This window comes from Bradyrhizobium sp. T-12 (genome assembly GCF_058314695.1).
Window position 1 is genome coordinate 12,589 of record NZ_CM177756.1, and the last position, 20,666, is coordinate 33,254.

Annotated in this window: 18 protein-coding genes; 11 read left to right on the top strand and 7 right to left on the bottom strand. The window is 66.0% G+C overall.

Annotated elements, in window-relative coordinates:
• The first annotated feature begins 76 nt into the window (after positions 1 to 76).
• The 4 genes from murA to AC0WRY_RS00070 all read left to right on the top strand — a co-directional run bounded on the left by murA (position 77) and on the right by AC0WRY_RS00070 (position 4,496).
• Positions 77 to 1,372, top strand: coding sequence for a UDP-N-acetylglucosamine 1-carboxyvinyltransferase (murA, locus tag AC0WRY_RS00055; protein WP_194405108.1), 1,296 nt, complete (start codon positions 77 to 79; stop codon positions 1,370 to 1,372).
• A 188-nt stretch (positions 1,373 to 1,560) separates the two neighbouring features.
• Entirely contained in the window at positions 1,561 to 2,955 is a 1,395-nt protein-coding gene (locus tag AC0WRY_RS00060; RefSeq protein WP_194405109.1) for an MATE family efflux transporter, read from the top strand.
• Positions 2,956 to 3,022: 67 nt separating this feature from the next.
• Positions 3,023 to 3,673, top strand: coding sequence for a 2-hydroxychromene-2-carboxylate isomerase (locus AC0WRY_RS00065; protein WP_194405110.1), 651 nt, complete (start codon positions 3,023 to 3,025; stop codon positions 3,671 to 3,673).
• 175 nt (positions 3,674 to 3,848) lie between these two features.
• Complete coding sequence (locus AC0WRY_RS00070; RefSeq protein ID WP_491122518.1) at positions 3,849 to 4,496, top strand: DUF6064 family protein; 648 nt, start codon at positions 3,849 to 3,851, stop codon at positions 4,494 to 4,496.
• 13 nt (positions 4,497 to 4,509) lie between these two features.
• On the opposite strand, the gene AC0WRY_RS00075 is transcribed toward AC0WRY_RS00070, so the two are convergent.
• Positions 4,510 to 5,625, bottom strand: coding sequence for an FUSC family protein (locus AC0WRY_RS00075; protein WP_491122519.1), 1,116 nt, complete (start codon positions 5,623 to 5,625; stop codon positions 4,510 to 4,512).
• Between the two features lie 119 nt (positions 5,626 to 5,744).
• Between AC0WRY_RS00075 and AC0WRY_RS00080 the strand changes: the two genes are divergently transcribed.
• Positions 5,745 to 7,112 carry an MmgE/PrpD family protein gene (locus AC0WRY_RS00080; protein ID WP_194405113.1) on the top strand — a complete coding sequence of 456 codons (1,368 nt, stop codon included), beginning with the start codon at positions 5,745 to 5,747 and terminating at the stop codon, positions 7,110 to 7,112.
• Between the two features lie 183 nt (positions 7,113 to 7,295).
• Here AC0WRY_RS00080 and AC0WRY_RS00085 read toward each other — a convergent pair whose 3' ends face one another.
• Positions 7,296 to 8,723: a serine hydrolase domain-containing protein gene (locus AC0WRY_RS00085; protein WP_194405114.1), complete on the bottom strand. Its 1,428-nt coding sequence runs from the start codon at positions 8,721 to 8,723 to the stop codon at positions 7,296 to 7,298.
• A 145-nt stretch (positions 8,724 to 8,868) separates the two neighbouring features.
• Positions 8,869 to 9,930, bottom strand: coding sequence for a helix-turn-helix domain-containing protein (locus AC0WRY_RS00090; RefSeq protein WP_491122520.1), 1,062 nt, complete (start codon positions 9,928 to 9,930; stop codon positions 8,869 to 8,871).
• Between the two features lie 204 nt (positions 9,931 to 10,134).
• Between AC0WRY_RS00090 and AC0WRY_RS00095 the strand changes: the two genes are divergently transcribed.
• Positions 10,135 to 11,052 (top strand): pirin family protein, encoded by a 918-nt coding sequence (locus AC0WRY_RS00095; RefSeq protein ID WP_194405116.1) that lies wholly within the window; start codon positions 10,135 to 10,137, stop codon positions 11,050 to 11,052.
• A gap of 72 nt (positions 11,053 to 11,124) precedes the next feature.
• A complete protein-coding gene (locus AC0WRY_RS00100; protein WP_491123531.1) occupies positions 11,125 to 12,039 on the top strand; it encodes a phosphoribosylaminoimidazolesuccinocarboxamide synthase in 915 nt (304 codons plus the stop codon).
• A gap of 28 nt (positions 12,040 to 12,067) precedes the next feature.
• Here the strand turns inward: AC0WRY_RS00100 and AC0WRY_RS00105 are convergent, their stop codons facing one another.
• Positions 12,068 to 12,244: a hypothetical protein gene (locus AC0WRY_RS00105; protein WP_194405118.1), complete on the bottom strand. Its 177-nt coding sequence runs from the start codon at positions 12,242 to 12,244 to the stop codon at positions 12,068 to 12,070.
• Here AC0WRY_RS00105 and AC0WRY_RS00110 point away from each other — a divergent pair.
• Positions 12,207 to 12,425, top strand: a complete 219-nt coding sequence (locus AC0WRY_RS00110; protein WP_246776532.1) for a hypothetical protein — start codon at positions 12,207 to 12,209, stop codon at positions 12,423 to 12,425. The two genes, AC0WRY_RS00105 and AC0WRY_RS00110, sit on opposite strands and share 38 nt — an antisense overlap.
• Before the next feature lie 53 nt (positions 12,426 to 12,478).
• Here the strand turns inward: AC0WRY_RS00110 and AC0WRY_RS00115 are convergent, their stop codons facing one another.
• Positions 12,479 to 13,972 (bottom strand): NAD-dependent succinate-semialdehyde dehydrogenase, encoded by a 1,494-nt coding sequence (locus tag AC0WRY_RS00115; RefSeq protein WP_491122521.1) that lies wholly within the window; start codon positions 13,970 to 13,972, stop codon positions 12,479 to 12,481.
• Between the two features lie 136 nt (positions 13,973 to 14,108).
• Positions 14,109 to 14,429 carry a hypothetical protein gene (locus AC0WRY_RS00120; RefSeq protein ID WP_128922711.1) on the bottom strand — a complete coding sequence of 107 codons (321 nt, stop codon included), beginning with the start codon at positions 14,427 to 14,429 and terminating at the stop codon, positions 14,109 to 14,111.
• A 346-nt stretch (positions 14,430 to 14,775) separates the two neighbouring features.
• Here AC0WRY_RS00120 and AC0WRY_RS00125 point away from each other — a divergent pair, with 346 nt between their 5' ends.
• Positions 14,776 to 15,969: a serine hydrolase domain-containing protein gene (locus AC0WRY_RS00125; RefSeq protein WP_491122522.1), complete on the top strand. Its 1,194-nt coding sequence runs from the start codon at positions 14,776 to 14,778 to the stop codon at positions 15,967 to 15,969.
• A 119-nt stretch (positions 15,970 to 16,088) separates the two neighbouring features.
• The gene (locus AC0WRY_RS00130) at positions 16,089 to 17,783 is read left to right on the top strand and encodes an AMP-binding protein (RefSeq protein WP_491123532.1); all 1,695 of its coding nucleotides are present in this window, start codon (positions 16,089 to 16,091) and stop codon (positions 17,781 to 17,783) included.
• Between the two features lie 160 nt (positions 17,784 to 17,943).
• Here AC0WRY_RS00130 and AC0WRY_RS00135 read toward each other — a convergent pair whose 3' ends face one another.
• A complete protein-coding gene (locus AC0WRY_RS00135; protein WP_212064905.1) occupies positions 17,944 to 18,945 on the bottom strand; it encodes an adenosine kinase in 1,002 nt (333 codons plus the stop codon).
• Between the two features lie 125 nt (positions 18,946 to 19,070).
• On the opposite strand from AC0WRY_RS00135, the gene murJ reads away from it, so the two are divergent.
• Positions 19,071 to 20,603, top strand: a complete 1,533-nt coding sequence (gene murJ, locus AC0WRY_RS00140) for a murein biosynthesis integral membrane protein MurJ (RefSeq protein WP_491122523.1) — start codon at positions 19,071 to 19,073, stop codon at positions 20,601 to 20,603.
• Positions 20,604 to 20,666 lie beyond the last annotated feature (63 nt).

A 20,666-nucleotide genomic window follows, 5' to 3' on the forward strand; every position in this document is an offset into this window, starting at 1 on the left:
CTACCCTGCTCAATTCTCGGTAGTTTCCGCTCCCGAAGCAGCCCGCCCCAACGCAACAGGACAGCGAGAAACGCAAGTGGCGCCCATCCAATACATCGTCGAGGGCGGTCACCGGCTCTCGGGCTCGATCGAGCCGTCCGGCAACAAGAATTCGGCACTGCCGATCATCGCCGCCGCCCTGCTCACCTCGCATCCGGTGACGCTGGAGAACGTGCCGCGGATCCGCGACACCGAGACGCTGGTCGAACTGATCCGCTCGGTCGGCGCGTCCGCGGAATGGACCGCCCGCAACACGCTTCACATCCACGCCAAGACCATCCGCGCCGCCGATCTCGACCCCGAGCTGTGCGTGCGGATCCGCGCCTCGATCCTGCTCGCCGGCCCCCTGCTCGCCCGCTGCGGCGAAGTGATGCTGCCGCCGCCGGGCGGCGACGTGATCGGCCGCCGCCGGCTCGACACCCATGTGCTGGCGCTGGAGCAGTTAGGGGCCAAGGTCACCGCGACGGACCGGCTCGAATTCCGCGCCCCAAGGCTGGCCGGCGCGGACGTGTTCCTGGACGAGCCCAGCGTCACCGCGACGGAGAACGCGCTGGTCGCGGCGGTCGCCGCCGACGGCGTCACCTATTTGCGCAACGCGGCCTCCGAACCGCACGTGCAGGACCTCGCCAACTTCCTGGTCGCGCTCGGCGCTCAAATCGAGGGCATCGGCACCAACACCATGATCGTCCATGGGCCGGCGACGCTGGGTGGGACGACCTACCGGATCCAGCCCGACCACATCGAGGTCGGCTCGCTGATCGGGCTTGCCGCGGTGACGCGCTCGCCCTTGCGCATCACGCGCGCCGGCGTCGAGCATCTGCGCTCGATCCGCATGGGGTTCGAGCGGCTCGGCATCGTCTGCCGCGTCGAGGGCGACGATCTGATCGTGCCGTCCAATCAAACATTGAAGATCCAGGACGATTTCGGCGGCCACGTGCCCAAGCTGGAGGACCAGCCCTGGCCGGCCTTCCCGGCCGATCTGATGTCGATCGCGATCGTTACCGCCACGCAATGCGAGGGCGTCATCCTGATGTTCGAGAAGATGTTCGAATCCAGGATGTTCTTCGTCGACAAGCTGATCGCGATGGGTGCGCGTATTGTGCTGTGCGACCCGCACCGCGCGATCATCGCCGGTCCCAGCCGCCTCCACGGCGCAACCATGACCTCGCCCGACATCCGCGCCGGCATGGCGATGCTGCTGGCGGCCGTGTGCGCCCAGGGCACCTCCACCATCAACAACGCCGACCAGATCGAGCGCGGCTACGAGCGCATCGAGGAACGGCTGAACGCACTGGGCGCGAAAATCAAGCGCGTGCCGGAGCGGAAGGGCTGAGGCGCTGCCTCTGCATCCCGCGAATGGTCTCCTGCCCCGGACGCAGCGCAGCACGCGAGTGATGCGCTGCTGAGCCGGGGCCCATGCCGCCGAGATCTACGCCCGTGACTCCTGGGTCCGGCTCGCGCTTCGCGCGTCCGGGACACGAGAGCCATGTTTCCGTCGCTCGGCCGTGTTATTGAGCCGCCATGCTCGACACTGTGCAACATCCCACGCAGCCGCAAGCCGGCGTGCCGCAAAACCATCTCGCGCAGGAATTCGTCGAGACGCTGCGGCTGGCCGTGCCGCTGATGCTGACGCAGCTCGGGCAGATCGCGATGATCACGACCGATCTCGCGCTGATCGGGCGGCTCGGCGAGGACGCGGTCGCCGCGGCGGCGCTGGCGCACACGGTCTATTTCGTCAGCTTCACCTTCGGCCTCGGCTTGATGTCCGCGGTATCGCCGCTGGCGGCGCAGGCCTTCGGTGCCGGCGACGTCAGGCTGATCCGGCGCTCCTTGCGCGTTGGACTGTGGGTCGCATTCCTGATCTCGCTGCCGATGATGGCCTCGCCGCTCTATGGCGAGCAGATCCTGCTCGCGCTCGGCCAGGCGCCGCAATCGGCCGCGCTGGCGCAACGCTATCTCGACGGATTGGCCTGGGGTATCGCACCGGCGCTCGGCTTCATCGCGCTGCGCAGCATGATGAGCGCGGTGAACCGGCCGCAGCCGCCGCTATGGATCACGCTGGCGGCGATCCCGATCAATGCCGTGCTGGTCTACGCCCTGATCCACGGCCTGTTCGGCCTGCCCGAGCTCGGCCTGTTCGGCGCGGGACTTGGGACCACGCTCGTCAATCTCGGCACGTTCATCGCCACCCTCGCCATCGCGGGGCTGCGCAAGCCGTTTTCGGACTACCGCCCGCTCGCCCGGCTGTGGCGGATCGACTGGCCCCTGATGCGCCAGCTGATCGCGATCGGCGCGCCGATCTCGTTTTCCCTTCTGCTGGAATATGGCCTGTTCTCCTCGGCGGCGCTGCTGATGGGGTTGATCTCGACCACCGCGATTGCCGCGCATCAGATCGCGCTGCAGGTCACCGCGGTGCTGTTCATGGTGCCGCTCGGCATCGGCATGGCGGCGACGGTGCGGGTGGGCCACGCCTTCGGCCGGGGCGATCCGGCGGCGGTGAAGCGCGCGGGACTCGCCGCAGCCGTGCTCGGTATCGCGCTCGTCTCGGCCCTGACGCTCGCGATCATCCTCGCTCGCTATGAGCTGGGACGATTGTTCTTCGGCAGCAATGAAGCCAGCGCGCCTACGGTCGGGCTGACCGCCACGCTGCTGCTGGTCGGCGCCACCTTCTTCATCGCCGACGGCCTTCAGACCATCATGGGCGGCGCGCTGCGCGGCATCAACGACACCAGGATGACGCTGCTGTTTGCCGCGATCGGCTATTGGGGCATCGCCTTTCCCGTCGCCTGGGTGCTGGCCTTCCACACGGGGCTGGGCGCGGTCGGCATCTGGGTCGGGTTCTCGGTCGGGACGTTCGTGTATGCAGGGCTGCTGATCTTGCGCTTCCGGATGCTGACGCGCAGACTGGCGGGATGACGCCGACAGTCCGCGAAGTCACCCCGGGGCGTCCGCGGCGTGATGGGACCGATCGTGGAGCGGGCCGATGACTCTGTCAGTTGATCTTTTCTTCTCATTCCGCAGCCCGTTCAGCTATCTGGCGCTGCCCAAGACTTTGAAGCTCGTGGAGGACTATGATCTCGCCGTGAACCTGCGGCCGGTCTATCCGCTCGCGGTGCGCGTGCCCGGCTTCTTCAAGAAGGCCAGCCCGAATTTCATTCGCTATGTCGTGCTCGACAGCACGCGCGTCGCCCAGCACGAGGGCATTCCGTTCCGCTTTCCCCGGCCCGATCCGATCGTGCAGGACAAGACGAATTTCGATGTCGCGGCCGAGCAGCCCTATATCCACCGCCTGACCCGGCTCGGCGCGATGGCGCAGCTCGAGGGACGCGCGCTCGCATTCACTCATGCGATCGCGCGCGTGCTGTGGGATGGTTCGGTCGCCGGATGGAACGAGGGCGACCATCTCGCGCGCGCGGCCGCGAACGCCGGCTTCGATCTCGCCGCGATGGACGCCGCGATCACCGCCGATCCCGATCGCTACGAGCAGGTGATCGCGGAGAACGAGAAAGACCACGCCGCGTCGGGCCATTGGGGCGTGCCGACCTTCGTGTTCGAGAACGAGCCGTTCTTCGGCCAGGACCGCATCGACCTCCTGGTCTGGCGCATGCAGGGCAAGGGCCTGGCGAAGCGCTAGGGCAGATTCCGCGCGATCTCGAAAAGCCGTCGTTTGACACGTCGGAGATACAAGCCGGCCACGCGTACCGACATAGGTCAACATGCCGCGGCCATCAGTGCGTCCCCGTTGACACCGGTCAAACGACTCATCCCAACGGCTGCATAGCGTCTGACATCCTGAAGGAGCCGCGATCATGCTGCCGTTCACGATCGAGCAATTCCTCGGCGTTTTTGCGAGTTACAACCGGGCCATCTGGCCGGCGCAGGTTTTCGCATATCTGATGGGCGGGTTGGCCTTCTCGCTGGTGTTTCGCAAGGGCCGATGGTCCGATCAGATCATCGCCGGAATTCTCGCGTCGATGTGGGCGTGGACCGGGATCGTCTATCACCTGATCTTCTTCGCATCGATCAACAAGCTGGCCTATGTTTTCGGCGCGCTGTTTGCAATGCAGGCTGCGGCCTTCATTTATTTTGCCGTGTCTCGGAGCCACTTGAATTTCGGCTATACGGGGAGACCGGCGGGATTCATCGGGGTCGCGTTGGTGGTCTACGCAGCGGCGATCTACCCGCTGTTCGGCCTCGAGATGGGTCAACTCCCCAACCAACTACCGATGTTTGGGGTCACGCCGTGTCCCGTCACCATCTTCAGTTTCGGGATGCTGTTGCTGACGAGAGCGCCGGTCTCGCGCTGGCTGCTTGTGATCCCATTCTTGTGGTCGCTTGTCGGAGGCAGCGCCGCGATATTTCTTCGCGTGCCACAAGACTGGGCGTTGCTGATGGCTGGAATTGTCTCTCTGGCACTGCTGATCGTGCGTGACCGGCGAATGGCACCGGCCGGATAGTTCCAGCACCAGCTCACTCCGCGAGCTTCGCCTGCCCACCTGCCGCCGCCTCCGACCATTCGCCGACGACACGGTCGAGGTCGCAGAGATTCTGGTGCATCTGCTCCAGCGAGAAGCCGAGCGCGAAGAAGCGCTCGGCGGTGTCGCCGGGATGACCGCGAATCAGACCATCCTGGCGGACGGCGGCGACCGCCTCGGCATAATGCTGGAGCGCGACATGGACGGGGTGGATTGGCGGCGCGCCGGCGCCTTCGCGCAAGGCACTGGCTGCCGAACGCAGGAAGCGCGCGATCGCGGTCGACACTTCCGTCAGCGGAGCGGCAAGGCGCATCTGCACCTCGACCGGCAGCGGCACCACGGTGGCGCGGCCGATCATGACGACGTCGTGGCGCAGCCGCAGGACCGTTCGCAGCAACGGGCCGGTGTCGGGCCCACTCGACAGGCGCGCGGCGCGCTCGCGTTCGGCCTCCGCGCCGATGGCATTCATGCCCACCATCGCGGTGCCGATGCCGTCCTGGATCCGGTGCAGCGCGTCGTTGTCGCGGCCGCGCGTGAGGCCGGCGAGCAATTCCGTGAAGGCATCCGCGATCAGCTCGAGCAGGATCGCCGCGCTGGCACGTATCTGGCGCACCGCGCGCGAGGGCAGCACCAGGAACGAGACCAAGAGTCCCGTGACCGCGCCGACACCGACCTCGCTGACGCGGTCGATTGCCGACGTCATGGGATCGGAATGATGCATGGTCGGAACCAGCAGCACGATCACGGCCGTCACCGTGGCCGCGCTGAGGCTCGGATTGATCGCAGCGATGAAGGCGAGCGGGGCGACCGAGAGCACCAGGAGCCCGAGCAGGCCCACCTCGCTCGAATAGGGGATCAGGATCGCGATGGCGCCGCCATAGATCGCGCCGCCGATGGTGCCGAGCATGTAGTCGCGCGTTGCCTTCAGCGAGCGCCCGACGCTCATCTGGGTCACGATCAGCGAGGTCAGGACCGCCCAGAGCGGCAATAGCAGATGCAGCGCGGTGGCGAGTGCATAGGCCGCGGTCGCCGCGACGGTGACCCGGATCGCCAATCCCAGTTGGGTCCGCCGCGACCTGATCCGGTCGAACAGCTCTTTTGCGAGTGCCATCGTCTGAAGTCCCGATCTTCTCGAGGCCAGGCAAAAGCATGGCTGCTGCCCGCGGCCGCAAGGCTGCTTGAAAGGCCAAATCAGCCCGCCTAACTTGCGCGCCAAAACGAGGAAACACGATGGCTCACGAAACCGCAACGCTCGCCGCCTATGTCTTCAATCTGAAATACGGGGATATTCCGGCAGAGGTGCTGGAGCGCGCCAAGGTGCTGACGCTGGACTTCCTCGGCAGCGCGATCCGGGCCCGCAGCGAAGCAGAATCGACCCCGTCGATCCTGAAGATGCTGGAGGCGCTGGCACTCGACACCAAGGGCGAATCCACCGTGTTCGGCGACAGCAAGACCTGGACACCGGCGGTCGCGGCCCTGCTCAACGGCGCGCTCGGCCATTCCCTCGATTTCGACGACACCCACGCTGATTCCTCGCTGCATCCGAGCGCGCCTGTGGTCCCGGCCGCCTTCGCCGTCGGCGAGATGGTCGGCGCCTCGGGACGCGACGTGCTGACCGCGATCGTCGCGGGCTATGAGGTCTGCTGCCGGCTCGGCAATGCGCTCGACCCGACCTCGCATTACGCGCGCGGCTTCCACCCGACCGCGACCGCCGGCACCTATGGCGCCGCCGCGGCGGCCGGAAAACTGTTCGGCCTCAGCGAGAAACAGCTGATCGCCGCCTTCGGCGTCTCCGGCAGCCAGGCCGCGGGCTCGCTGCAATTCCTGGTCAACGGCGCCTGGAACAAGCGCTATCAGGTCGGCGCGGCCGCGATGAACGGCGTGATCGCCGCGACGCTGGCGCGCAACGATTTTGTCGGCGCGACGGAATCGGTCGAGGGCAAGCACGGCCTGCTCGCCGGCTACACCGACGACGCGCATCCGGGCAAGGCGGTCGCCGAGCTCGGCAAGACCTATGAGACCATGAAGATCGGCGTCAAACCCTATCCGAGCTGCCGCTATACGCATGCAGCAATCGACGCGCTGATCGCGATGCGGCGCGAGCACAATCTGACGCCCGACCAGGTCAAGCGCGTCGAGATCGGCTTGCATCGCAACGGCATCACGCTCACCGGCGATGCCGCAACCAAGCGGCATCCGACCTCGATCGTCGGCGGCCAGTTCTCGATGTTCTTCACCGGCGCGCTTGCGCTCGACCAGGGTTCGTTCGGCTGGGACGATTACAACCGCCTCGGCGACGCCGCGATCGACGCGCTCGCCGACAAATTCGACGTGGTGCAGGATGATCGGTTGGAGGTCGGCCGCACGCATCCGTTCGGCGCCCGGGTCAGCATCACCACGGACGACGGCGTGCACGAGCGGCTCTATGCGGATCCGTCCGGAGAGCCGACCTCGTTCCCGGATGCGCAGGCGATGCAGCAGAAGTTCCTGACGCTGGCGCGCCCGGTGCTGAACGCGCGTGCGGAGAAGTTTGCGGACGCGATCATGACGCTGGAGCGGTTCGATCGCGTGGCCAAGGCGACGGAATTGGGGAGGTAGTCGTTATCTTTCCCTCTCCCCTTGTGGGAGAGGGTGGCTCGCCGCGCAGCGGCGAGACGGGTGAGGGGTATGCCTCAGCAGACGAATCTCTCTCATCTGTCGTGTGGATAGATACCCCTCATCCGGCGCTTCGCGCCACCTTCTCCCGCAAGGGAGGAAGGAAGAAGAAGCAACCCGCTCTTCTCAATCCGCCCCCGCCAGCTTGCCCTTCTCCCGCGTCGCGGCCACGACATCACGCACGAGGTCGAACACGCCGTCCGCTTCCGGCGGACCGTTCGGCGAGCGGCCGAGGCGGACGATCACCAATTGCTGCGACGGGATCACGATGGTGTATTGCCCGATGGTGCCCTTGGCGAAGAAGGCATCGCGCGGCCAGCCATGGGCGATGCGCAACTTCGCGCCAAAGCTGTCGCCCTGGTTGGTCCAGAAGCCGGCACCGATGCCGACCCACGCATTCGGCGTTGCCGTCGCCGAATAGTTCGCCCATCCCTCAGGCAGAATGCGTCTGCCGCCGGCGATGCCGTCATTGAGATAGAGCTGGCCGAAGCGCGCCCAGTCGCGCGCGGATGCGAGCATCTCGCTCGATCCTTCGATCGTGCCGGAGCCATCGAGCTGGAGGACGACACGGCGCATGCCGAGCGGGGCGAACAATTCACGGCGCGCAAAGCGTAACGCGTCTTCGGGATTGCCGCCGGCCGCATCGCGGATCAGATGCGAGAGGATGAGGATGTTGCCGTCGTGATAATTCCAGGCAGCGCCTGGCGCGGTCTCGAGCGGGATGGTCTCGGCATAGGCGGCCATGTCCGATTCCATGAACTTCATCCGGTTGACCGGCTCGAAGGCCGAGCCGAGCGAGGCCTGCAGCGAGCTGCCGAGCGCAAGCCCTGCGGTATGGCGCAGAAGCTGGTCGACCGTGATGGCATGTCGGGGATCATCCGGGTCTTTCCAGGCCGCGACCGGCGCGGGCCCGTCGAGCTTCAGCTTGCCCTGGCGCACCAGCACGCCGATCAGCGCCGAGATGATCGATTTCGTCATGGAGAAGCCGAGCAGCGGCGTCTCCGGTCCAATGCCCCCTGCATAACGCTCCGCGACGACGCGGCCCGACTTCATCACGACCACCGCGCGGGTGCGCCGGTAAGGCGGCTGCGTCGGCTCGGTGAAGGCGCGATCGAGCGCGGCGGCAAGTGAGGAGCTTTGCGGCGGCACGATCTCAGAGCCGGCGATCTCGGGCAGCAGCGCGGGCTGCCTGTCGTTCGCGGGCGGCTCGACGGCAGCCATCCCCGCGCCATGGTCGAGCGTGCAGCCGAGCCCCTCGCGATAGACGGCACGGCTGCGGCCGACGCCGAACAGCGTCACCGTGACGTCCTTGCGGACGCGATCGACCCGCGTGTCCATGGCCCAGGTGATCAGGCCCGTTCCGGGCATCGCATCGGTGGTCTCGGTGAAGTTGCGCTGCGGATCGAGGCCGGAGACGAACGTCTCCGAGCACAGGATGTCGGCGACGAAGCCGGTGGCGACCTTCGGCACATCGCGAGCGCGCGCGGCGCCGAGCGCAAGGCCGGCAGCGGTGATGGTGGCGGTGAGGAGGACGATCTGGCGGCGGCGGGTCACTGGCTTTCTCCGGCTTGGGGCGCGAGCCCGGGAGGAAAGCCGGAGCGGACAGAGGCATGCTCGCCGCATTTGGAAAATGGTCTGGTCGAAGTCGGAGAGGACTGGTTGATTCTGAAATCATGCTGCGATTACAGCAGTTTAGGATTTAGATCGCATTCACTTTCAGCCGCCGGTATTCCGTCGGCGTCACGCCCGTCACCGCCTTGAAGGCGCGGTTGAACGGGCCGAGCGACTGGAAGCCGGCATCCATCGCGATGGTGATGACGGGGACCTCGGCCTGGGCGGGATCGGCGAGCGCGGCCTTGGCCTCCTCGATCCGGTGATTGTTCAGGAACACATTGAAGTTGCGGTAGCCGAGGCGCTGGTTGATCAGCCGGCGCAGGCGGTATTCCGGGATCTTCAGCCGACCCGCCAGCACGCCGATGGTGATGTTCTCCTGGCGATAGACCCGCTCGTCCGCCATCAGCCGCATCAGGGCATCGATGAGCTTTTGATCGGCGGCGTCTTCAGCGGCTTGCGGGGCGAAAACGACCACCGGTGCGGCCTTCGCTTCGACCGGAAACAGATCGGCGGCATCGACGCGCATCATGGCGTAGGCGATGGCCGCGACGATACAGGCGAGCACGCCAGTATTGATCGCGTCGGCGACATCGCCGACTTTGCTGCCCGCGACGGCGATCTGGAGAGCCGCATTCACGCCGCCATAGAGCGCGCCCGCACAGACGATGAACACGCGAACGCGGCGGCGGCGCTCGACCAGATCGGCCGGCCACGAGGCGATCGTCTGCCCGATCGCAAGCGCGATGAACTCAAGCACGATCAAATTGACCAAAGTCACCGAGAATCGCACATGGCCGCCCGGCGCGATCCAGACGCAGCCGGCGAAGCTGAAGGCGGTGACCAGCGCCCAGACCCATCCGTGCCACCAGCGGAGGCGAAACTCGTCGTCGAACAGCGCGCGCGTGAACAACCAGAATACCACGATGTTGCCGGTCGATAGCGCAACCAGCGGCGCATGCGATACCGGGATCCGCGACGTGACACCCACCGAATAGCTCACCGCATGCGCGGCCAAGCCCAGTGCGAGAGCAGCACCGAGCCGCCCCGCCAGCACGTTGCGGAAATCGGCGATCAATGACGCCGCCAGCACCAGCAGCAGAGCGACGCTGGCGGCGCGAAAGGCAAGCTCGGTTGCGGCAAGGGTCATCGGCTGGGCGAACGGTCGCAGTTGAAAGCAGCCGAACATCGTTGGTTGCGCCGGCTTTTTCAAGGACGATCCGCATGCCACGCCGACCTCCACTCGTGCATTTGGCGCTGTTGCGGACCGCGGCGCAGAGCGCTGCCTTTGCCGCGACGATGCTGCAAATTCCTGCTAGGCTCGCGTCCAAGAAAGTCAAAAAGGAGCCCCCTCATGAGCTGGCAGCCCTCGAACGATCCCGTGCTCGGCGATCCCATGTCCTGCGACGCGCTCGACCTCGTCATCGTGCCGCGCACGCGCGATCTCGGCGACGGATTCGCGGTGCGGCGCGCGCTGCCGCACGGCAAGCGGCAGATGGTCGGGCCGTTCATCTTCTTCGACCATTTCGGCCCGGTGCAGTTCGTCTCCGGCAAGGGCATGGATGTGCGGCCGCATCCGCATATCGGGCTCGCCACCGTGACCTATCTGTTCGACGGCGCGATCATGCATCGCGACAGCGAGGGCAACGTCCAGGAGATCGCGCCGGGCGCGATGAACTTGATGACGGCGGGGCGCGGCATCGCCCATTCCGAGCGGACGCCGGACGCGCAGCGCGCCTCGGGGCAGAAGATGCTGGGCCTGCAGAGCTGGATCGCGCTGCCGGCGGGATCGGAGGAGATCGCGCCGTCATTCCAGCATTACGCGGCCGGCGATCTGCCGATGATTTCCGAGCGCGATTTTACCGCGCGGGTGATCGCGGGTTCGGCGTTCGGCATCACCTCGCCGGTCACGATGGTGTCGCCCTGGTTCTACACCGAGGTCACGGCCGTCGCGGGCGCGAGCGTGCCGCTCGACCCTGACCATGAGGAGCGGGCGATCTACGTGGTGGAGGGCGAGGTCGAGATCGCGAGCGAGCGCTATGAGGGGCCGCGGCTGCTGATCTTCCGCCCCGGCGACCGCATCACCGTGAAGGCGCTCAAGGCGACGCGAATGATGTTTCTCGGCGGCGATGCACTGGAGGGGCCGCGCCACATCTGGTGGAATTTCGTCTCCTCCAGCAAGGAGCGGATCGAGCAGGCCAAGCAGGACTGGAAAACCGGCCGCTTCGCCGCAGTTCCGCAGGAACACGAGTTCATTCCGCTGCCGGAATAGGCTAATCCGGTGTCCGGCCGTACCACCCAGGCGCGGCCGGATTCCCCTGCCCTGTCCGCGAAAGCTCTGCCGATGACCACCATGCTCTCCAGCGACCTGCCCCTGCCCAAGATCGGACGCGGCAAGGTGCGCGACATCTACGCCGTCGACGACGACCGCCTGCTGCTCGTCACCACCGACCGCATCAGCGCCTTCGACGTCGTGATGGGCGAGACCATCCCGATGAAGGGCGCGGTGCTGACGCAGATCAGCGCGTTCTGGTTCAACGAGCTCGAAGGCGTGGTGCCGCATCACATGATCAGTGCCGACACCGACGAGATCATCGCCGCCGTGCCGGCGCTCAAAGCCCACCGCGCCGAGATCCTCGGCCGCGCGATGCTGTGCAAACGCACCACCGTCTTCCCGATCGAATGCGTGATCCGCGGCTATCTCTCGGGCTCGGCCTGGAAGGAATACGCCGCCTCAGGCACGCTCGCTGGCGAGACGCTGAAAGCGGGTCTCGTCGAGAGCGAAAAGCTGGAGCCCGCGATCTTCAGCCCGGCGACCAAGGCCGAGACCGGCCATGACGAGAACATCACCATCGCGAAGATGCGCAGCGTGGTCGGCGACGAGACCGCCTACACGCTGGAGAGCATGACGCGCGCGATCTATACGCTGGGCGAGGAGCTCGCCCGCGAGCAGGGCATCATCATCGCCGACACCAAGTTCGAGTTCGGCCGCGACAAGGACGGCCGCATCATCCTGATCGACGAAGTCATGACGCCGGATTCCTCGCGCTTCTGGGCGGTCGATGCCTATAAGCCCGGCCAGCCACAGGCGAGCTTCGACAAGCAGCCCCTGCGCGACTATCTCGACGTCGAGCGCCGCGCCGGCCGCTGGAACGGCGACGCTCCCCCGCCGCCGCTGCCGGCGAGCGTGGTGGAGGCGACCAGCAAGCGGTATCTGGAAGCGTATCGGCGGGTGACGGGAGCGGAGCTGAAGATCTAGCGCGCGGTTGCTGCCGCGCGATCTCGACTCATTGATCCAGATCAAGCCAGGCGCCCACGATCAAAGAAAGCTGATCACCTCGGATTGGTACAACAACGAGGGAGATTGCCATGAGGCTGGTCGGCACGAAGCGAACGTTACTTTTTGCAGCCGCGCTGGGCTGCGGAATTTTTGGCTCGACAAACTGGTCGAACGACGCCGGCATCGCGTTCGGCGTTCCAAGCGCTGAAGCCAGAGTCGGCCGGCCGTTAACCCCCGTGAGCGTTGCCGGCGTCGCCCGTCGAACCACGCGTCGCGCGGTCGTAGGGGGCGCGGCTGCGGGTGCGGCAGCTGCCGGCACAGCGTGCGTCCGCGTCTATGTGAACGGCGCCTACGTCTGCCGCTGATGCCATTCGCGCCGGCGAACTCAAATCGCCGGCGCGCATCGCCGATCGTCGGGTTACACCCCCGCCATCATCACGTATTTGATCTCGACATATTCTTCCATGCCGTGGCGGGAGCCTTCACGGCCGAGGCCGCTTTCCTTGACACCGCCGAACGGCGCAACTTCCGTGGTGATCAGGCCGGTGTTGACGCCGACCATGCCTGACTCCAGCGCTTCGGCGACGCGCCAGACGCGGCCGAGATCGCGGGAGTAGAAATACGAAGCCAGGCCGAACGGCGAGGCGTTGCACATCGCGATGACGTCGGCCTCGTCCTTGAAGCGGATCACCGGCGCGAGCGGGCCGAAGGTTTCTTCCTGCGACACCAGCGAGTCCGACTTGACGTCGGCGAGCACCGTGGGCTCGAAGAACGAGCGGCCGAGCTCGCTGCGCTTGCCGCCGGTCACGACCTTGGCGCCGCGCTTGACGGCATCCGCGATATGGCGCTCGACCTTGTCGACCGCCTTCATGTTGATCAGCGGGCCCTGCGTGACGCCGCTCTCGGTGCCATCGCCGATCTTCATCGCGGCAACTTTCTTCGAGAGCTTCTGCACGAACTCGTCGTAGATCTTGTCCTGGGCGTAGAGGCGGTTGGCGCAGACGCAGGTCTGGCCCATGTTGCGATATTTCGAGACGATGGCGCCCTCGACCGCAGCGTCGATGTCGGCGTCGTCGAACACCACGAAGGGCGCATTGCCGCCCAGCTCGAGGCCGAGCCGCTTCACGCCGACGGAGGCCTGCTGATAGAGGATCTTGCCGACCGCGGTCGAGCCGGTGAAGCCGACGAAGCGCACGGCCGGATGCTCGCACAGCACCTTGCCGATCGGCGGCGCGTCACCGGTGATGATGTTGAGCACGCCCTTGGGGATGCCCGCCTTCTCGGCGAGCACGGCCAGCGCCAGCGCCGACAGCGGGGTCTCGTTGGCGGGCTTCAGCACCACGGTGCAACCAGCGGCCAGTGCCGGCGACACTTTTCGCGTAATCATAGAGTTCGGGAAATTCCATGGCGTGATGGCACCGCAGACGCCGATCGGCTGCTTGATCGCGAGCAGCCGCGCATCGGGCCGCTGCGTCGGGATGGTCTCGCCATAGACGCGCCTCGCTTCCTCGGCGAAGAATTCGATATAGGCCGCGCCAATATCGACCTCGCCGAGCGCCTCCGAGAGCGGCTTGCCCTGCTCCGAGGTGAGGATCAGCGCGAGGTCCTCGCGGTTGGCTGTGATCAGCTCGAACCATTTGCGCAGGATGTTGGAGCGCTGCTTGGCGGTGTGCTTGGCCCAGCCCGGAAAGGCGCGCTCGGCGGCTTCCACCGCCCTGGTGGTCTCGTCCGCGCCGAACTGCGGAACTTTTGCCAGCTCGACGCCGGTCGCGGGATTGTTGACGGCGAACACCGGCGTGCCGACCCAGGCGCCGTCGATGTAGCAGGCCTCCTTCAGGAGCGAAGGGTCCTTCAACCGGTCGCGCAGGGTGGCGGTGGATTGCGGGGCGCGTGCGGCGGCGGTCGGTGTCATGGCGTTACTCCCAGGGGGCAATCGGACTTGGGCGATCGGACTTGGGCGATCGGATCGGCCCGGAATATAGGGGCAAGCGGTGCCCAATGCACCGCCCCGCGACGCACATCTGCTTGTAGCTTGAGAGAGAGCGGCCTTACGCCGCGCCGCTCATATAGGTCTCGCGGCGGCCAATCATGCGCTCGGCCGCGGCCTTGGCGTCGGCCTTCGAGGAGGTCGCGCAGGTCCGGTATTCGAGATCGGGCACGTCGGACGCGTTGCGGCGTCCGAACCACGACTTGGAGCCGACCGGCAGCAGCGCCAGGGATTGCGCCAGATTGTCGACCGCACCGAAGGAATAGAGCGCGCCGGTGCCGGCGACACGGACCTCGTAAATGCCGGGCGAGATCGGCGCCTCCAGGTTCTCGCCCCGTCCGGGACGGGGATAGCGCTTCCATTCACTCCAGGTCGAAATCATTTGAGGTCCCCTCGCGGCCGGTCAGCAGCCGCCAATTTGCATCAAGTCTTAACGTCGTCGGCCGATTGGCCGCGAGCTGAAACGCCGCAACGCACAAAATGTTTCAAGTGCTTTCAAACAGGTGAAACATATCGCCAGAGCCCATCCACGGTCACTGCGACGTGCGGCCATCCACCGCAGATTGTGACGGAGTGTTGCCGTTGAGCCCACCTGTCGTCCTGCGTGGCGCACGGACCGTCAAGTCACGACATCGCGACCGCAGCGGGCATCTGGACACGCTTGCCGCACAGAGCGTGCGGGAGGACAATCGATCACTGCCAACAATAATCAAACCCGAGGAAACGCCATGCAAAGCAAAGCTGAGATCGACGAGATTTTGCGTCAGAAGAGCGAAGCCAAGGAGATTCCCGGCGTCGTCGCCATCGCCGCCAGCGGTAACGACGTGCTGTATCAGGGCGCGTTCGGCAAGCGCGACCTGTCGAAGCCCGATCCGATGACCGCTGACAGCGTGTTCTGGATCGCCTCGATGACCAAGGCGGTGACGACAGCGGGAGCGATGCAGTTGGTCGAGCAGGGCAAGCTGTCGCTGGATGCGCCGATCGGCGAGCTGTTGCTCGATCTCGCCAATCCGCAAGTGCTCGAAGGTTTTGACGCCAAGGGCGAGGCCAAGCTGCGGCCGGCCAAGCGGCCCATCACGCTGCGCCAGCTCATGACCCACACCGCCGGGTTCTGCTACAACATGTGGAACGGCGATCTCGCGGTCTATCTGGACAAGCACGGCATTCCCGCGATCACCACCTGCCAGAACGCGGCGCTGAAGACGCCTATCATGACCGACCCCGGCACGCGCTGGGAATACGGCACGAACATCGATTTCGTCGGCAAGGCGGTGGAGGCCGTCAGCGGCAAGCGGCTGGATGCCTACCTGCGCGACAACCTGTTCAACCCGCTCGGCATGAGCGACACGGCGTTCAAGATCACCGACAGCATGCGCAAGCGCCTCGTCGGCATGCATGCGCGCGGCGAGGACGGCCAGCTCGCAGCGATCCCGTTCGAGCTGGAGCAGGAGCCGGAATTCCACATGGGTGGCGGCGGCCTCTATTCGACCGCGGCCGACTACATCAAGTTCACCCAGATGATCCTGAACAAGGGCCGCGGCAACGGCAACCAGGTGCTGAAGGCCGAGACCGTGGCGACGATGGGCCAGAACCACATCGGCGATCTCGCCATGGGCAAGATGACGACATCGGCGCCGATGTACACCAACGACGTCGATCTCTATCCGGAGCAGGTGAAGAAGTGGGGCCTCAGCTTCATGATCAACACCGCCAAGACCGCCGAGGGCCGCAGCGCCGGCAGCCTCGCCTGGGCCGGCCTCGCCAACACCTATTACTGGATCGATCCCGCGCGCGACGTCACCGGCGTGATCCTGATGCAGCTGCTCCCGTTCGCCGACGGCAAGTGCCTGGAGGCGTTCGCAGGCTTCGAGCGCGGGGTCTATGCCGGGCTCGATGCGGGCAGCGGACAGAAGGCGGCCTAGCCACTTAGTATGAGGTGCGCGAAGTCGCGCGCCTTCGCAGCAATCGATAACCTCGTGCCAAGAGCCATCGGCTTCGGGCACGAGGCACCAGCTTTGAGGAGACGAACTTGGCGAGCGACCTGGCGGATAAAGCGGACAGCTACGTTTGCGGCATCTCGGACACGCCGCTGCTCGGCGACACCATCGGTCGCAGCCTCGACCACGCGGTGCGGCGCTGGGGGAAACGCGAGGCGCTGGTCTCACCCAGCCACGGCGTCCGATGGACCTGGCGGGAATTCGCCGAGCGGGTCGACGCGCTCGCCGCGGGCTTTCTCGCACTCGGGCTCGAACGGGGGATGCGGATCGGCATCTGGTCGCTGAACAGGCCGGAATGGACGCTGACCCAGTTCGCCGCCGCGAAGGCCGGGCTGATCTTGGTGACGATCAACCCCGCCTACCGGCTCAGCGAGCTGGAGTTTGCGCTGAAGAAAGTCGGCTGCGCGGCGATCGTCACCGCCACCGCCTTCAAGACCAGCAATTACATGGAGATGCTCAACACGCTGTTGCCGGAGCTGGCAGGCTCAAAGCCCGGACAGCTGCACGCGGCACGCTTGCCGGCCTTGCGGATGGTGTTTCAGATCGGCGGCCCCGCCGCGGCCGGCACGATTGCCTTCGACGAGGTCGCGCACATGGGCGGCGACCGGCATCGTCAGCAGCTTGCCGCGCTCGGCCGCGAGCTGCAATTCGACGACCCCGTCAACATCCAGTTCACCAGCGGCACCACGGGATCGCCGAAGGGCGTCACGCTGACCCACCACAACATCCTCAACAACGGCTATTTCACGGGACGCGCGATGCGGCTGACGGAGCAGGATCGCATCTGCATTCCGGTGCCGCTGTATCATTGCTTCGGCATGGTGATGGGCAACCTCGCCTCGGTCACGCTCGGCACCACCATGGTTTACCCCGGCGAGGGCTTCGATCCGCTCGCGACGCTGCGTACGATCGAACAGGAGAAGTGCACGGCACTCTACGGCGTGCCGACCATGTTCATCGCGGAGCTCGATCATCCCGAGTTCAAGACTTTCAATCTGAAGTCATTGCGCACCGGCATCATGGCCGGCGCGCCCTGCCCGATCGAGGTGATGAAGCGCGTCAATACCGAGATGAACATGCGCGAGGTCACCATCGCCTATGGCATGACCGAAACCAGCCCGGTCAGTTTCCAGAGCGCAACCGACGATCCGCTGGAGCGACGCGTCTCTACCGTCGGCCGCATTCATCCGCATGTCGAGGTCAAGGTCATCGATCTCGAGGGGCGGATCGTCAAGCGCGGCGAACGCGGCGAGCTCTGCACCCGCGGCTACAGCGTCATGCTGGGCTATTGGGAGGAGACGGAGAAGACGGCCGACGTGCTCGACGCCAATGGCTGGATGCACACCGGCGACCTCGCCACCATCGACGACGAGGGTTATTGCAACATCGTCGGCCGCATCAAGGATCTGGTGATCCGCGGCGGCGAGAACCTCTACCCGCGCGAGATCGAGGAGTTCTTGTACCGTCACCCCAAGATCCAGGACGTGCAGATCTTTGGCGTCGCGGACACCCGCTACGGCGAGGAGCTCTGCGCCTGGATCCGCGTCAGGCCGGGCGAGACGCTGACCGCCGAGGAGGTCCGCGCCTTCTGCGACGGCCAGATCGCCCACAACAAGATCCCGCGCTACGTCGAGTTCGTCGACGAATTTCCGATGACGGTGACGGGCAAGATCCAGAAATTCGTGATGCGCGATGCGGTGGAGCAGCGGCTGGGGCTGAAGGCAGCGAAGACGGCGTGAGGGGCTGATCACTCTCGCGCCCCGTCGCTGTCATTCCCCGCGAAGGCGGGGAATCCAGTACGCCGCGGCTTATCGTCGAACCACAATTGTCTCTGGAATACTGCATCGCCCGGTCAAGCCGGGCGATGACAGTAGAGTGTGAGGCGCGAGCGTAACGCTCCTACGCCGTCAGCCCGCGCTGGCCTGCCAGCTCCTTCAGCGACACCAGCGGGCGGGCGCCGATGTGCTGGATGACTTCGGCGGCCGCGAGTGCGCCGAGTTCGCCGCACTGCTTGTAGGCAAGATTGCGCGCGAGGCCATACAGGAAGCCTGCGGCGAACAGGTCGCCGGCGCCGGTGGTGTCGATGACCTTGTCCACGGGGAATGCCGGCGCGGCGACGGCATCTTCAGACGAAACCACCATGCAGCCCTTCTCGCTGCGGGTGACCACGCCGAGATTGACGTCGTTGCGCAGCTGCTTCAGCGCCGTGTCGAAATCCGACGTCATGTAGAGCGAGTGCAGCTCGGACTCGTTGGCGAACACGATGTCGACGGTGCCGTTGCGCATCAGGGACAGGAACTCGTCGCGATAGCGATCGACGCAGAAGGAATCCGACAGCGTCAGCGCCACCTTGCGCTTGGCGTCATGGGCGATCTTGGCCGCCTTGACGAAGGCGTCCTTGGCGTTCTTGGGGTCCCAGAGATACCCCTCGAGATAGACGATGCCGGCGCCGGCGATCTCGGCCGGATCGATATCGGCGGGCGACAGGTCCTGCGCCGCGCCGAGATAGGTGTTCATGGTGCGCTCGCCGTCATCCGTGACGAGGATGTAGGAGCAGCCGGTGGCAGGGCCGTCGGTCGCGGCCGGCGTGTTGAAGGCGACGCCGGCAGCGCGGATGTCGTGGACGTAGAGCTTGCCGATCTGGTCGTCCTTGACCTTGCCGACATAGGCCGCGCGGGCCCCGAGGCTGCCGATGCCGACGATGGTGTTGGCGGCAGATCCCCCCGAGACTTCCGTGGCCGGCCCCATGTCCTTGTAGATCGCGGCGGCCCGCGCCTCATCGATCAGGGACATGCTGCCCTTGGTCATGCCGTGCTTGGCCAGAAAGGCCTCATCGGTCCTGACCAGCACGTCGAACAGCGCGTTGCCGATGCCGAGAACGTCATATTTCACGTCAGCCATTCACCTTGATCCTGTTTGGCGGATTGCGATCCCCGCGAAAATCCGCTTCCTGTCGGCCTGAAATCTGGCTCGCGGCCTATCACGACCGGCCCCAAGCGGGCAAGCAACGGTATTATAAAGAGCCGATGATCCGCTCCTTCCTGACAGTTTCGACGGGAACACTGGCCTCGCGGCTGCTGGGTTTTGCGCGCGATTCCCTGATCGCGGCGCTGCTCGGTACCGGCGCCGTGGCGGATGCGTTTCTGGCGGCCTTCCAGCTCGTCAATGTGGTGCGCCGCCTGCTCAGCGAGGGCGCGCTGAATGCGGCGCTGATCCCGGCCTGGCTGCGGGTCCGCGAGCGTGACGGCGAGAAGGCCGCCACCGCATTCGCAGGCCGCGTGCTCGGCACGGTCAGCGCGGCCCTGGTCGCGATTTCGATCGTGATCGCGCTGGTGATGCCATTGATCATCACGGTCATCGCGCCGGGCTTTCTCGGCAGCGGCACGCTCGATCTTGCCGTCGCGAACGCGCGGCTGATGCTGCCTTATCTCGCCTTCGCCGGCCCGGTCACGGTGCTGATGGGCCTGCTGAACGCTCAAGGGCGCTTTGCGCTCACGGCATTTTCGCCACTGCTGTTCAATATTGCCTTGATCGCCGCGATCGCCGTGCTGCTCGTCTGGCATGCCGATGCGACCTTCGCGGCGTGGCTGCTGGCGGCCACCGTCGGGATCGCAGGGCTGCTGCAATTGTTGATGCTGCTGTCGCAGCGAAGCGCGCGCCTCGCGACGCCGCTGCGCGTCAGCTTCGACAAGGAGATGCGCGGCTTCTTCGCCAAGGCCATCCCCGGCATGATCGCAAGCTCCGGGCCGCAATGGCTGATGGTGGCCGGCGCGATCATCGCATCCGCGACGCCGTCCGCGGTGTCCTGGCTCTATTTCGCCAACCGCCTGATCGAGCTGCCGCTCGGCATCGTCGGCGTCGCGATGGGCACCGTGCTGGTGCCGGAGCTGACGCGCGCTGTCGGAAGCGGCGACCGCGAGGCGGTGGCGCATACGGAGTCCCGCGCGCTGGAGCTGGCGGCAGGGCTGGCACTGCCCGCGACGCTCGGCCTGATCGTGCTGGCCGAGCCGATCGTACGGCTGCTGTTCGAGCACGGCGCGTTCGGCTCGGATGACAGTGCGGCGACTGCACACGCGCTGATGTGGCTGGCGCTGGGCCTGCCGGCGCATGTACTCATCAAGGCGCTGTCGCCGGCCTTCTATGCCCGCAGCGACACGATGACGCCGCTTCTCGCCACCGCCAAAGGCTTCGCGGTCGCAATCGTGCTTGCCGTGCTGCTCGGCCATTTTTTCGGAGCGAGCGGGATCGCGGCGAGTATCGCGGCCGGCGCCTGGAGCAGCGCGCTCTCGCTGCTCCGCAAAGGCACGGCCGAGTTCGGCTTTTCGGTCGATGCCACCGCCCGCAAGCGGTTGCCGCGCATCGTGCTGGCCGCAGCCGCCATGGGCGCCCTGCTCTGGCTCACCGCGGACCTCGTGCCTGCCGAGGCGCACGGCCTCGTCCGCTTGATCGTGCTGGGCCTGCAGATCGGGGCCGGGATCGCGGTCTATGGCCTGCTGCTGCAAATCCTCGGCGCGGCCTCGTGGCGCGAGGCGGTTAACGCGTTGAAACGGTCCGCCTAAACCGCGAACGTGGAATTGCCCTTGACGGGGCAGCGCCGCTGTTGGAAACGACGGCCGAATACC